A 13,906-nucleotide genomic window follows, 5' to 3' on the forward strand; every position below is an offset into this window, starting at 1 on the left:
TCTTATGCCAGGTAGCGCGACAGTTCGTCGAGGAACACGCGCAGCGCGGCAGGCTGGTATTCCCGGGACTGATAAATGCCATGGATGGCAAGCGGTTTCGGCTCCAGCGCCTCCAGCACCGGCACCAGTAATCCCTGTTCCAGCGCGGCAGAGGCTTCGCGCTCCGGCAGCATGGCGATACCGCAGTGCTTAATCGCCGCATCCATCAACAGCGAAGAGATGCTGGCGCTCAGGTTGCCGCTGACGGCCACGCTCAGGCTTTCACCTTCCGGCGTCAGGAAGTGCCAGGACTGCCCGGCGAAAAAGCTGTAGTGCAGGCAGTTGTGCTGCGCTAATTCTTCGGGGCTGATGGGGTTACCGTGCTGCGCAAGATAGTCCGGCGAGGCGCAGAGCACCGACCGACACTCCCCCAGCCGGCGGGCGATCATGCCGGGTTCAGGGTTGTCGGTAATGCGCACGGCGACATCAATGCGCTCTCCCACCAGGCTGACCGGGTGGTTATTCACGTCCAGCTCAATGCGCAGCTGCGGGTAACGCGAGAGCAGGCCGGGCAGGACCGGCGCAATCAGGTGCATGGCGGTAAAGTGCGCGCAGGCCACCCGCAGCGTGCCGGACGGCAAGTCTTTCTCCGACTGACCTTCAATTTCCTGCGAAATTTGCGAGAGCGTCCGCGTTTTTTGCAGCACCTTTTCCCCTGCCGCGGTCAGCGTCAGCTTGCGCGTGGAGCGGTTTACCAGCCGCGTTCCCGCCCACTTCTCCATTTGTTCAAGGTAGCGGCTCACCATCGGTCGGGAAATGCCCAACGCGCGGGCCGCCGCGCTCAAACTGCCAAGCTCGCATATCCGGTTGTAAACCTGAGCGGCGATAACGCGATCCATAAAAGCTCCATTTGCTCGATTTATGAAACTAAGCATGTCTTGTTTCAGGAATTCTGGCAAATGCGAATATCCGTACAATAGACACATTCCTGAACAACAGAGACAACAGCATGAAACTCACTCACCTTGCCCTGCTTTCCGCCCTTATCACGCCTGCCGCGTTTGCCGCACAGCTGAATGTTGATACCTACAACCCACAGGATAAAGGCATTTTCGCGGTCTCCTCCACGCTGGTTTCCGGCCCGAAAGAGGCCGTGCTGTTTGACGCGCAGTTCAGCGTGAAGGATGGCGAAGCGCTGGTAGAGAAAATTCGCCGCAGCGGTAAAACCCTGAATAAGATTGTGATCACCTCCGGCGATCCGGATTTCTATTTTGGCCTGCAGCCGCTGGTCAAAGCCTTCCCTAATGCCAAAGTGGTGGCCACACAGCACGTGGTTGATCATATTAAAGCGACGAAAGATGCCAAGCTCGCCTACTGGGGCCCGCAGATGAAAGACGGCGCGCCAACGGAGCTGGTCGTCCCGCAGGTGCTTGCCTCCACCACGTTCATGGTTGACGGGGAAAAGGTCGATATCGAGCAGCCGGACAGCTACGCGGCCTATGTGTGGATCCCGTCGGCAAAAACGATCCTCGGCGGCACCGGGGTAGCCTGGGGCATTCACGTCTGGACGGCAGACACCCAGACGCCGGAAAGCCGCAAGCAGTGGCAGGAAACCCTTGTGAAAATGGCCGCGCACAAGCCAGAGCGCGTGATCCCGGGCCACTATCTTGGCACGCCACCCGCCGGGACTGGCGCGATTGATTTTACCCGCGACTACCTGCAGCGCTTTGACAAGGCCTTATCCACGCACAAAGATTCCGCAGGCGTCATCAGCACCCTGAAAAAACAGTATCCGGGTCTGGCGGAAGAGAGCTCGCTGGAATTAAGCGCGAAGGTGAATACCGGCGAAATGAAGTGGTAATTTAAAAACAGCTCCTGCTATATTTCCGTGATAGCAGGAGCACCGCCAAAATATCCCCGCCGTTACCCGTCGATATAGCCACACCGTTTAAAAGCGCATAAAAGCATGCACTTATGTCATTTTTATTTCTAAGATGAATCTGAACCACAACCGGGAAAATATTTGCCATTCTGTTTGTGAATTAAATTTTTTGCGAGCCGTACCATTAAACAGACAACGACACGGAGGCAGCATGTTTACTTATTACCCGGCTAATACCACAGCAGCACAACCTGAACTCGTTAACGCGATTGCGCAGGGTCTTCACGCCGAGCACGGTGCTGTGACTGAAGATGACATTTTGATGGAACTCACCAAATGGGTGGAATCCACGGATAATGACATCCTCAGTGACATCTACCAGCAGACCATTAACTACGTCGTCAGCGGGCAAAACGCACCTTTGTAAAAACCTGCTAAGCTGGATCAGCAACCTAAGGGGTTACATTTCGTTTGCGTAAGCAAACTGGTCCTTAAAACTATCAACAGGATTGAGGAGTTAACATGAAATCGAACCGTCAGGCACGCCATATTCTGGGACTGAACTACAAGCTTTCCAATCAGCGTAAAGTGGTGATTGAAGGCGACCATGAAACGCAGGTCACTCACGCCACCGGCAGAAAACGCCACGCGGGCAAGTAAGTTCCAGACTGAGATCCAGAACACCATCGGTAATCCCGGTGGTGTTTTTGTTTATGTGTTGCGGTAATTAATATTTAGCTCCTTTATAATACCGCCTGACCGCACCCCAGCGCACAGGCCAGAAAGATGACAAACAGCAGTGTCAGGGACGGATCTTCATAAAAAGAGTGAGTGACATGGACAACAAACTGAAAAAACATCGTTCCTTATACATCCCATACGCCGGACCGGTTTTACTCGAATTCCCCCTGCTCAACAAAGGCAGCGCCTTCAGCATGGAAGAGCGCAGCAGCTTTAACCTGCTTGGTCTGCTGCCGGAAGTGGTTGAGACCATTGAAGAACAGGCGGAGCGCGCGTGGATCCAGTATCAGGGTTTCAAAACTGAAATCGACAAGCACATCTACCTGCGTAACATTCAGGACACCAATGAAACCCTCTTCTATCGCCTGGTGCAGAACCATCTCGAAGAGATGATGCCGGTGATCTACACCCCGACGGTGGGTGCGGCCTGCGAGCGTTTCTCAGAGATCTACCGTCGCTCTCGCGGGGTATTCATCTCTTATCAGAATCGTCACAACATGGACGATATTCTGCAGAACGTGCCTAACCACAATATCAAAGTGATTGTGGTGACCGACGGCGAACGTATTCTCGGCCTCGGCGACCAGGGCATTGGCGGGATGGGGATCCCAATCGGTAAACTCTCGCTCTACACCGCCTGCGGCGGCATCAGCCCGGCGTATACCCTACCGGTGGTGCTGGACGTCGGCACCAACAACCAGCAGCTGCTCAACGATCCGCTCTATATGGGCTGGCGCCATCCGCGCATTACCGACGACGAGTACTATCAGTTTGTCGACGATTTCATCCAGGCCGTGAAGCACCGCTGGCCGGACGTGCTGCTGCAGTTTGAAGACTTTGCGCAGAAAAACGCGATGCCGCTGCTGAACCGCTATCGCGATGAGATCTGCTCCTTTAACGACGACATCCAGGGCACCGCATCCGTGACCGTGGGTACGCTTATCGCCGCCAGCCGTGCAGCCGGCAGCCAGCTGAGCTACCAGAAAATCGTCTTCCTGGGTGCAGGCTCTGCGGGCTGCGGTATCGCCGAGCAGATTATCGCCCAGACGCAGCGTGAAGGCTTGAGCGAAGAGCTGGCCCGCTCCCGCGTCTTTATGGTTGACCGTTTCGGCCTGCTGACCGACGGCATGCCAAACCTGCTGCCGTTCCAGACCAAGCTGGTGCAGAAACGTGAGAACCTGAAAAACTGGGATACCGACAACGAAGTCCTTTCCCTGCTGGACGTAGTGCGCAACGTGAAGCCGGATATTCTGATCGGCGTTTCCGGGCAAACCGGTCTCTTTACCGAAGAGATCATTCGCGAGATGCACAAGCACTGCGAGCGCCCTATCGTGATGCCGCTTTCCAACCCGACCTCCCGCGTGGAAGCGACGCCGCAGGACATCATTGCCTGGACCGAAGGTAACGCGCTGGTTGCGACCGGCAGTCCGTTCGATCCGGTGGTGTGGAAGGATAAAACCTATCCGATTGCCCAGTGCAACAACTCGTACATCTTCCCGGGCATTGGTCTGGGCGTGATCGCGTCCGGCGCGTCCCGCATTACCGATGAGATGCTGATGTCGGCGAGCGAAACCCTCGCGGGCTACTCGCCGCTGGTCAACAACGGTGAAGGGCTGGTGCTGCCGGAGCTGAAAGACATTCACAAGGTGTCGCGCGCCATCGCGTTTGCGGTAGGTAAAATGGCGCAGCAGCAGGGCGTGGCGGTGAAAACCTCTGCCGACGCGCTGCAGCAGGCCATCGACGACAACTTCTGGAAGCCTGAATACCGTAGCTATCGCCGTACCTCGATTTAATTCGCTACGACCGTTTCCTCTCCCTGTGGGAGACGCGGTGCGGCCCAATCGCCCGGTGGCGCTTCGCTTACCGGGCCTACGGGCATGATGTTTTCCCTCTCCCTGTGGGAGAGGGTTAGGGTGAGGGCAACAGACCGCGCCATCGAATACCCACTAGCCAAACCCCTTTTCCCCCGCTACACTCCCTTCATCCATTAACCTACTGAATATATAAGGAGGCCAATTATGCTGTATCGTGAAATTTTCAATGTTTCACATACATTTGGTGATCGCACCAGCTCAAGCGTTATCGGTATCGTGCTGCGATAACTTCGGCTTGAGCGAAGACACCAACCCCTGAAATCCCTTCTCTCGGGCTTACTGAGTTATCGTCAGCGATGTTTGACGAGGCATAAACATGCCTGTAACTCTTGGGTAAGCAACAATGAGCACTTTACTCACTGCACAATCTTTACGCGTTGATACGGCGCTTGGCACGCTCTTCGACTCACTCTCCTTTACGCTGAAAAAAGGCGACCGCATTGGCCTGCTGGGCGACAACGGCTGCGGAAAAAGCACGCTGCTGAAGGTGCTGGACGGCACTGACTCCCCCGCCTCCGGAACGGTAGCGCTGGCCGGACACTGCCTGATGGCGCGCGTGGAGCAACATCTCCCGGATGCCATTTTCCCGCTGACCATGCTGGATGCCGTACTCGCACAGCTGCCTTTAGCCGAGCGCGATAGCCTGCGCTGGAAAGCCGAAACGCTGCTGGCGAGCATGGGCTTCACGCCGCAGGATATGATGCTGCAATCCGCTACGCTAAGCGGCGGGCAACACACCCGCCTGCTGCTGGCGCGGGCGCTGATTCACGAGCCGGATCTGCTCCTGCTTGATGAACCCAGCAACCACCTGGACCTGCCGACCATGCTCTGGCTGGAACACTTTCTGCAGAACTGGTCAGGCAGCTTCGTGCTGGTCTCCCATGACCGACAGCTGCTGGACGCCGTCACCAACGGCAGCTGGATCCTGCGCGATAAAACGCTGCACTACTTCGCCCTTCCCTGCACGGCCGCCCGCAAGGCGCTTGAAGCCAAGGATGAAAGCGATGCGCAGCGCCACAAGGCGGAGCAAAAGGAGATCGACCGTGTGACCGCCAGCGCGAAGCGGCTGGCGACCTGGGGCAAGGTTTATGACAACGAAGACCTGGCCCGCAAAGCCAAACAGATGGAAAAACAGGTCGAACGGCTGAAGGAGAGCCAGACGGCGCTCACGGCAGGCAGCCCGTGGACGTTAACCCTGCGAGGCGACGCGCTGCGGGCAGACCGTCTGCTTGAGATGGAAAACCTCAGCGTCCCGCCTGCGCCGGGGCTACCGCCGCTGTTTAACATCGACATGGCGCGGCTGAAAAGCGGCGATCGCGTGGCGATTGTCGGTCGTAACGGCTGCGGCAAATCGTCGCTGATGAGGCTTATCTGGCAACAGTTTGCTGATGAGCCCGCAGACAGCGGGTTGAAAATTCATCCGCGCGTGTCGCCAGGCTATTACGACCAGACGCTTCATCAGCTGCCGGATGACGCCACGCTGCTCGACGCGCTGGAGCCATTCGCGCCGGATCCGCAGAACCGCAAAATGGCGCTGATAAGCGCGGGTTTCCCGTGGGCGCGTCACGGGCAAACGGTCAGCACGCTCAGCGGTGGCGAACGCTCGCGCCTGCTGTTCGTAGGCCTGACGCTTGCCCGCTATAGCCTGCTGATGCTGGATGAGCCGACCAACCACCTCGACATGGAAGGCAAAGAGGCGCTGGCCCAAACCCTCCAGCAGTTCGAAGGCGGCGTGCTGCTGGTCAGCCATGACCGTCAGTTAATTAGCCAAAGCTGCAACCGTTTCTGGCTGATTGAAGAGGGAAAACTGAGCGAGTGGCACGATGCAGAAGCGGTGTTTGAGCGCCTGCGTGAAAGCGCGGGGCTGGTGACCACCGCCGCGCCAGTCATGGATGCGGAGACGGTTCAATCCTCACCGTATGACGATCTGCTCGAACGGCTGGTCGCGCTGGAAGCGCTGCTGGAAGACGATCTGGCGCGTAAGCCGAAGCATCAAAAGCCGCAGCTGCAGGCGCAATGGCGTAAAGAGATTGAGGAGATAGAAGCACAGCTGTAACGCTGCGCCCGGCGAGGCTCTCTCGTCGGGCCAGTAGTTTCCCCCTAAATTATTAGAGGAACACCCTTTTCTTAATCTGAAAACGAATTAAATGATGACATTATGTTGCCGCAGCCTTGCATTACCAGGCTAATGTATTAATCCTTAAGGGGTATTACCCTGCTATGCAGATTCTTATCATGAACAAGGAGATACACATGAAGGCTGCTGTTGTCACTCAGGATCATCAGGTCAACGTCACCGAAAAAACCTTACGCCCGCTTAAGCACGGGGAAGCCCTGCTGAAGATGGAGTGCTGTGGCGTATGCCATACCGACCTCCACGTGAAGAACGGGGATTTCGGCGATAAAACCGGGGTTATCCTGGGCCACGAAGGGATTGGTATCGTAAAAGAAGTCGGCCCTGGCGTGAAGTCGCTGAAAGTCGGCGACCGCACAAGCGTGGCCTGGTTTTTTGAAGGCTGCGGTCACTGCGAATACTGTAATACCGGCAACGAAACCCTGTGCCGCGATGTGAAAAATGCCGGTTACTCCGTTGACGGCGGGATGGCGGAAGAGTGCATCGTTACCGCGGATTACGCGGTAAAAGTGCCGGACGGCCTGGATTCGGCGGCGGCCAGCAGCATCACCTGCGCCGGCGTGACCACCTACAAAGCTGTGAAGGTCTCGGGCATCAAACCGGGCCAGTGGATTGCAATCTATGGTCTGGGCGGGCTGGGCAACCTCGCGCTGCAGTACGCCAAAAACGTCTTTAACGCCAAAGTCATCGCCCTTGACGTTAACGACGAACAGCTGAAGCTGGCGGCCAGCATGGGTGCGGATTTAACCATCAACTCCCGCAGCGAAGATGCCGCGAAAATCGTGCAGGAGAAAACCGGCGGCGCGCATGCCGCAGTCGTCACTGCCGTCGCAAAAGCAGCATTCAACTCAGCCGTTGATGCCGTGCGTGCCGGTGGCCGCGTGGTCGCGGTGGGCCTGCCGCCGGAAGCGATGAGCCTCGACATTCCGCGTCTGGTGCTGGACGGCATTCAGGTAGTGGGTTCGCTGGTCGGCACCCGTCAGGATCTGCAGGAAGCCTTCCAGTTCGCCGCTGAAGGTAAGGTCGTACCGAAAGTCACGATGCGCCCGCTGGAGGACATCAACGCCATCTTTAAAGAGATGGAACAGGGCCAGATCCGCGGCCGTATGGTGATCGACTTACGTTCATAATCGTCCACCATTCATCACCGCTCCTCACTGGAGCGGTTTTTTTATAGCCAGTTTCCGGCAATCCTTATCTTAATTCCTTTGTTCCCTTGTTTTCCCCCGCGCCCGATGATGAATCCGACGCTAACAAGAAGATAACAAAGGAATTCACCATGCAAACCCCATTTCGTCTGCCGCTGCTGACGGCGCTGATTCTGGCGACAACCGCAGCCTGGGCAGCAGATGCGCCCGTCAAAGGCGGCACGCTGATTTATCTGGAGCAACAGGCGCACACCAACCTCTATCCGCCTGCCGGTGGCTTTTACCCGAACGGCGGCATTCTGAATCAAATCACCGACAAACTGACGTGGCAGAACCCAAAGACGCTGCAGGTGGAACCCTGGGTGGCTGAAAGCTGGACCACCAACGCCGATAAAACCGAATACACCTTTAAGCTTCGTCCCGGCATCACCTTCTCCGACGGCACGCCGCTGGACGCGAACGCCGTGGCGAAAAATTTTGATACCTACGGTTTAGGCAATAAGGCGCAGCGCCTGCCGGTGTCAGAAGTGATCAATAACTACGATCGTAGCGAAGTCATCGACCCGCTGACCGTGAAGTTCTACATCAAAAAACCGTCGCCGGGCTTCCTGCAAGGCACCGCCACCATTGGCTCGGGTCTGGTCTCGCTCAGCACGCTGAAGCGCAACTTCGAAGAGCTGGGGGATGCCCGCCATATCATTGGCTCCGGCCCGTTTGTGGTGAAGGACGAGAAGCTGGGCCGTGAAGTGACGCTCGAAGCGCGCAAAGACTATCAGTGGGGCCCCAAAAATCTGGCGCAACAGGGGCCAGCCAATCTTGATGGCATCAAGTTTATTGTGACCCAGGAAGACAGCGTGCGCGTGGGCGCCCTGCTGGCCGGTCAGGCCGACTTTATACGCCAGGTGCAGGCGTATGATGAAAAGCAGGCGACAGACCAGGGCTATAAGATCTACGCCGCCCCGACGCGCGGGGTGAATGACAGCATCAGCTTCCGCCCGGATAACCCGCTGGTCTCTGATATTCGCGTACGCCAGGCGCTGCTGCATGCCACCAATGCAAAACAGGTGGTTGAGACCCTCTTCTCGGCCAACTATCCGCAGGCGAAGTCAGTGATTGCCGATTCCGCCGCAGGCTTTGTCGACCTCAGTGACAAATTGACCTTTAACCCGGCAAAAGCTAACCAGCTGCTGGACGACGCGGGCTGGAAAGCAGGCGGCGACGGGATCCGCGCCAAGGACGGCCAACGTCTGGCACTGACGGTGTATGAATCCCTGCCGCAGCCGCAAAACAAAGAGGTGCTGCAGCTGGTTGCCCAGCAGTGGCGCCAGGTGGGCGTGGCGCTGAGCGTCAAAGCCGGTGACGCAGGCAGCCGCACGCTGGATAACCTTGACCCGCTGAAAACCCCGTTAACCGTCTCCGAAGTAGGCCGCGCCGATCCTGACGTGGTGAAAAGCATGTTCTACCCGGCTAACCGCGACGCGCTGCTGCAAAAAGGCGGATCCAGCGACAAGGTCAAAAACTTCCGTGACGACAAGCTGAATGAACTGCTGGTGAACATTTCGGCTGAGGTCGATCCGCAAAAACGCCTGCAGCTGGCGGGGGACGCCCAGCGCTACCTGCTGGATAACGCCTACGTCATTCCGATTTTCGAAGAGCCGCAGGTCTTTGCCGGTGCGCCGTGGCTGAAAGGCGTCAATTTTGAAGCGGTAGGACGCCCGTCGTTCTACGGCGCGTGGATTGAGAAACACTGAGGAGCTGACGATGCGCCACGCACTTCTTCAACGCTTTGGGCACGGGCTGCTCGTACTGTGGGCCGCCTTTACCCTCTCGTTCGTGTTGCTCCAGGTGCTGCCGGGCGACGCGGTGCTGATTAAATTTCAGAACCCGGACCTGGGCTTAAGCCCGGCGCAAATCGAGGAGATGCGCGTGGCCTACGGCGCGGACAGCCCGCTGTGGCAGCAATATGCCCACACGCTGCTGGCGATGCTGCGCGGGGATTTCGGCTATTCGCTACAGGCCGGAGTGCCGGTCAGCGAGCTGATTGCCAGCAATCTGCCGGATACCCTGAGTCTCGCCCTGCCCGCGTTTGTACTGGCGGTCCTGCTGGCGTTCGCGCTGGCCTTTGCATCGCGTCTGCCGGGTCTGCGCTGGCTGAGTAATACCCTCCAGTCTCTGCCGGTCCTGTTTATCTCCTTACCCACGTTCTGGCTGGGGATTGCCCTCATCCAGCTCTTTTCTTTTCAGCTGCGGCTGATCCCGGTGATTAACCCGACGCCGCTGCAGGGACTGATCCTGCCGATCGTGACCGTCGCGATCCCGATCTCCGCCCCGCTGGCGCAAATTCTGATGCGCAGCCTGGACCAGGTGGCGACGCAGCCGTTTGTCGCCGTCGCCCGTGCTAAAGGGTTGAGTGAAACCGCCGTCCTGTGGCGTCACGTTACCGGCAACGCCCTGCTGCCGGTCCTGAACATTGCCGGGCTGCTGCTGGGCGAGCTGATTGCCGGGGCGCTGATCACGGAAACCGTTTTTGGCCGCAGCGGGCTCGGACAGCTGACCCAGCAGGCGGTGAATAACCAGGATATCGCCGTACTTCAGGCGGTCGTGATGATTTCCGCCCTCGGTTTTGTCCTGATCAATCTGCTGGTGGATCTGCTGATGCCGCTGCTGGATCCCCGCCTGCAAACCGTTACCGGAGGTGCATCATGAGTCTGGTCGATTACGCTGCCGCCGCGCGAAAACGCGTTCCAGCCTGGCAGGGCGTGGAATGGCAACCGGGACTGTGGCTGGCATGGGGGGTGATTATTCTCGCCGCTTTTGCCGCCGTGGCGCCCGGTCTGTTAACCCACTACAGCCCGATTGAGGGCATCGCCGGGGCACAACGCCTGGCGCCGCAGGCGGGACACTGGCTCGGCACCGATCAGCTTGGCCGCGATGTTTACACGCGTATTGTTTATGGTGCATCACACTCCCTGAGCGCGGCGCTGGCCGCCGTGACGATGGGTCTGGTGGTAGGCACCGGCTTAGGGGGGGTTGCCGGGGCGTTCGCTGGACGCGTCGAGTCTCTGCTGATGCGTTTCGTCGACGTGCTGCTGTCCATCCCGTCTCTGCTGCTCTCGCTGACGGTGATTATTCTGCTCGGGTTTGGCACCGTTAACGCCGCGATTGCCGTCGGCGTGGCCTCCATTGCCAGCTTCGCCCGCCTCGCGCGCGGTGAAGTGGTGCGCATCCGGCACACGGATTACGTCGAGGCGGCGTTTGGCAGCGGCGGGACGTTTTTTGCCGTGCTGTGGCGACACATCCTGCCCAACGCCTTAACCGCCGTTCTGGCCTTTGCCACGCTGCAGTTTGGCCAGGCCATCCTGGCGCTCTCCACGCTGAGCTTTCTCGGCTACGGCACCCCGCCGCCCGTGCCGGAATGGGGCTTATTGATTGCCGAAGGCCGTAACTATCTCTCTACCGCCTGGTGGCTCACCACCTTCCCCGGCGTCGTCGTCATCGCCGTGGTGCTGGCCACCAACCGTATCAGCCAACAGTTCAGCGGAGGTCGCTAATGACCGTTCTCTCAGTGGAAAATTTGACGATTAGCTACCGTACCGCGCGCCAGTGGCGAGAGGTGGTGCATAACGTCAGCTTCACGCTCGGGCGAGGGGAAATGCTGGCGTTTGTCGGCGAATCAGGATCCGGCAAAACGACCACGGCGCAGGCGATCATTGGTCTGCTGGCTGACAACGCCCGGCGTGATGCGGGAAAAATATCGCTCAACGGCGAGGAGATTAGCCGATGGTCCGCCAGGCGTCTCGATACCCTCCGCGGGGCGCGAATTAGCCTGGTCCCGCAGGATCCGGGTAATTCGCTCAACCCGGTGAAAACCATCGGCGCGCAGGTCGGAGAAATCATTCAGCTACACCAGAAAGTGACCCGCGCCGAGCGCGACGAGCAGGTACTCGCCCTGCTGACAAAGGTCGGCCTGAGCCACCCCGAGCAGCGCATGACGCAGTATCCCCACCAGCTCTCCGGCGGGATGAAACAGCGCGTGTTGATTGCCATCGCCATTGCCCTGCGCCCGGATGTGATCGTTGCCGATGAGCCCACCAGCGCGCTGGATGTAACGGTGCAAAAACGCATTCTCGATCTGCTGGATATCCTGCGCCGGGAATCGGGTACCGCCGTTTTGTTTGTCACCCACGACCTGGCGCTGGCCGTACAGCGCGCGGACAGGCTGCTGGTTTTTCGCGATGGCGAGGTTCAGGAGCATGGCAACACTACCGATATCGTACGCACGCCGCAGCACGCCTACACCCGCCAGCTGTTGAGCGATCTCCAGGGCCAGCGCCTGACCATCGCCCCGGTGGCAGGCCGCCCGCTCGCGTCACCGGCCATTCGCGCCCGCGACATCAGCAAACAATTCTCCCTGGGCAAAGGTCATCAGCTTCAGGTGCTGGATCGGGTGACGTTTGACGTCAGGCGCGGCAGTACGCATGCGCTGGTCGGTGAATCCGGCTCCGGGAAAACCACCCTCGCCCGTATTTTGCTCGGTTTTGAACAGGCCGACAGCGGCCAGGTCGTCATTGATGATATTGATGCCACCGCGCTCAGCCGCGAGGCCCGCCGTCAGCTGCGCCAGAAGATCCAGTTTGTCTACCAGAACCCGTTTGCCTCTCTCGACCCGCGTCAGACGCTGTTCGAGATCATCGAAGAGCCCCTGAAGAATTTCTCTCGCCTCGGTAAGGCGGAGCGAAAGGTCCAGGTGGAGACAGTAGCGCAGCGGGTTGCCCTGCCCGTCGAACTCCTGAGCCGCACCGCCCGGGAACTTTCAGGCGGACAGCGTCAGCGCGTTGCCATCGCCCGGGCGCTGATCCTCGAGCCGACCATTCTGGTGCTGGACGAAGCCACCTCGGCGCTGGACGTCACCGTGCAGGCGCAGATCCTGGCTCTACTTCAGCAGCTGCAGCAGCAGCTGGGATTGACCTACCTCTTCATCACGCACGATCTGTCTACCGTGCGCCGGATCGCCCACAGCGTCACGGTGCTGCGCAGCGGTCAGGTGGTCGAACAGGGCGACGTCGGAACCTTATTCGCGTCGCCGCAGAACGATTATACCCGCGAGCTGATTGACGCCATTCCCCATTTTTCACCCGCTACGGAGGAGTTTGCATGACGCGAAAACGCCTGGGATTTTTCACCCGCCTGCTTGACGACGCTACGCCGAAGGAGCGCTATCGTCTGGCAACTGAACAGATCCGCCACGCCGAACGCCACGGTTTTGACAGCGCCTGGATCGCGCAGCACCACTTCCACGAAAGTGAAGGCGGCCTGCCGTCGCCGCTGCTGTTTCTGGCGCACGTCGCCGCGCATACCGAAACCATCCGCCTGGGCACGGCCATCATCACCCTGCCGATGGAAAACCCGCTGCGCGTCGCAGAAGATGCCGCCGTGCTCGATTTACTCGCCGATGGCCGTCTTGAAGTCGGTTTTGGTTCGGGCGGCACACCGACCTCATTTCTGCCGTTCGGCCTGACGTTTGAGGAGCGCGGCGCGGCCTTTGCCGACCATTTGCATGTGATTCAAAGCGCCTGGCGCGGGGATTCACTTTCCCATCCGGATAACCACCTTTACCCGCCTGCGCCACAGCTTGCTGACCGTATCTGGATTGCCACCTTCTCCGTTGACGGTGCCGTTCGCGCCGCCCGGGACGGACACGGTTTAATGCTCTCCCGCACGCAGCCGCGCCCGGCAGATCGGCTGGATCTAACGCTCGACGAGATCCAGAACCCGATTGTGGATGCCTACCTCGATGCGCTGCCTGCGGGCATCGCCCCGCGTATCCTGGCCTCCCGTACGGCGTTCGTCGCCGACAGCGACGACTATGCGCTGAAGGTCGCAACGCCGGGTCTCACAAAACAAGCCCAGCAGCATCGCGCTGCCGGGCACACGGTTAAAGGTGACAGTGTCACAGAATATCGCCGTCAGTTTGATGCGCATATTGGTTCGCCCGATACGGTGCTGCATTCGCTGAATGCTGATTCCATTCTCAGGCGCGCCACGGATATCTCATTCCAGGTCCATTCGGTCGAACCTACGCATCGCGACACGCTGCGGTCCATCGAACTGATTGCCGAACGCATTGCCCCCCACATCCTTTGAGGAG

The 13,906-nt window shown here is 58.8% G+C and carries 12 protein-coding genes; 11 read left to right on the forward strand and 1 reads right to left on the reverse strand.

From position 1 onward, the window contains the following. Window positions 1-2: 2 nt before the first annotated feature. Complete coding sequence (locus GVO84_RS11845) at window positions 3-878, reverse strand: LysR family transcriptional regulator (protein WP_159514235.1); 876 nt, start codon at window positions 876-878, stop codon at window positions 3-5. 110 nt (window positions 879-988) lie between these two features. On the opposite strand from GVO84_RS11845, the gene GVO84_RS11850 reads away from it, so the two are divergent. The 11 genes from GVO84_RS11850 (at window position 989) to GVO84_RS11900 (ending at window position 13,902) form a co-directional block, all read left to right on the forward strand. Continuing rightward, entirely contained in the window at window positions 989-1,840 is an 852-nt protein-coding gene (locus tag GVO84_RS11850) for a Vmh family MBL fold metallo-hydrolase (protein ID WP_159514236.1), read from the forward strand. Window positions 1,841-2,072: 232 nt separating this feature from the next. Further along, window positions 2,073-2,288, forward strand: a complete 216-nt coding sequence (bdm, locus tag GVO84_RS11855; protein WP_023335793.1) for a biofilm-dependent modulation protein — start codon at window positions 2,073-2,075, stop codon at window positions 2,286-2,288. Window positions 2,289-2,383: 95 nt separating this feature from the next. After that, window positions 2,384-2,521 carry a stationary-phase-induced ribosome-associated protein gene (gene sra, locus GVO84_RS11860; RefSeq protein ID WP_008501714.1) on the forward strand — a complete coding sequence of 46 codons (138 nt, stop codon included), beginning with the start codon at window positions 2,384-2,386 and terminating at the stop codon, window positions 2,519-2,521. Window positions 2,522-2,697: 176 nt separating this feature from the next. After that, window positions 2,698-4,395, forward strand: coding sequence for an NAD-dependent malic enzyme (locus GVO84_RS11865; RefSeq protein WP_159514237.1), 1,698 nt, complete (start codon window positions 2,698-2,700; stop codon window positions 4,393-4,395). 424 nt (window positions 4,396-4,819) lie between these two features. After that, window positions 4,820-6,532, forward strand: coding sequence for an ABC-F family ATP-binding cassette domain-containing protein (locus GVO84_RS11870; protein WP_159514238.1), 1,713 nt, complete (start codon window positions 4,820-4,822; stop codon window positions 6,530-6,532). 197 nt (window positions 6,533-6,729) lie between these two features. Then, window positions 6,730-7,740: an alcohol dehydrogenase AdhP gene (gene adhP / locus GVO84_RS11875; RefSeq protein WP_148241713.1), complete on the forward strand. Its 1,011-nt coding sequence runs from the start codon at window positions 6,730-6,732 to the stop codon at window positions 7,738-7,740. A gap of 149 nt (window positions 7,741-7,889) precedes the next feature. After that, window positions 7,890-9,509 carry a TIGR04028 family ABC transporter substrate-binding protein gene (locus tag GVO84_RS11880; protein WP_159514239.1) on the forward strand — a complete coding sequence of 540 codons (1,620 nt, stop codon included), beginning with the start codon at window positions 7,890-7,892 and terminating at the stop codon, window positions 9,507-9,509. 10 nt (window positions 9,510-9,519) lie between these two features. Next, the gene (locus GVO84_RS11885; RefSeq protein ID WP_159514240.1) at window positions 9,520-10,464 is read left to right on the forward strand and encodes an ABC transporter permease; all 945 of its coding nucleotides are present in this window, start codon (window positions 9,520-9,522) and stop codon (window positions 10,462-10,464) included. Then, entirely contained in the window at window positions 10,461-11,309 is an 849-nt protein-coding gene (locus GVO84_RS11890; RefSeq protein WP_159514241.1) for an ABC transporter permease, read from the forward strand. Before GVO84_RS11885 ends, GVO84_RS11890 begins: the two co-directional genes overlap by 4 nt. Then, window positions 11,309-12,916: a dipeptide ABC transporter ATP-binding protein gene (locus tag GVO84_RS11895; protein WP_159514242.1), complete on the forward strand. Its 1,608-nt coding sequence runs from the start codon at window positions 11,309-11,311 to the stop codon at window positions 12,914-12,916. The genes GVO84_RS11890 and GVO84_RS11895 overlap by 1 nt, the downstream gene beginning before the upstream one ends. Beyond that, the gene (locus tag GVO84_RS11900) at window positions 12,913-13,902 is read left to right on the forward strand and encodes a putative FMN-dependent luciferase-like monooxygenase (RefSeq protein WP_159514243.1); all 990 of its coding nucleotides are present in this window, start codon (window positions 12,913-12,915) and stop codon (window positions 13,900-13,902) included. Before GVO84_RS11895 ends, GVO84_RS11900 begins: the two co-directional genes overlap by 4 nt. The last annotated feature ends 4 nt before the right edge of the window (window positions 13,903-13,906 follow it).

This window comes from Enterobacter sp. SM3 (assembly GCF_009811935.2).
GTDB lineage: Bacteria > Pseudomonadota > Gammaproteobacteria > Enterobacterales > Enterobacteriaceae > Enterobacter > Enterobacter asburiae_D.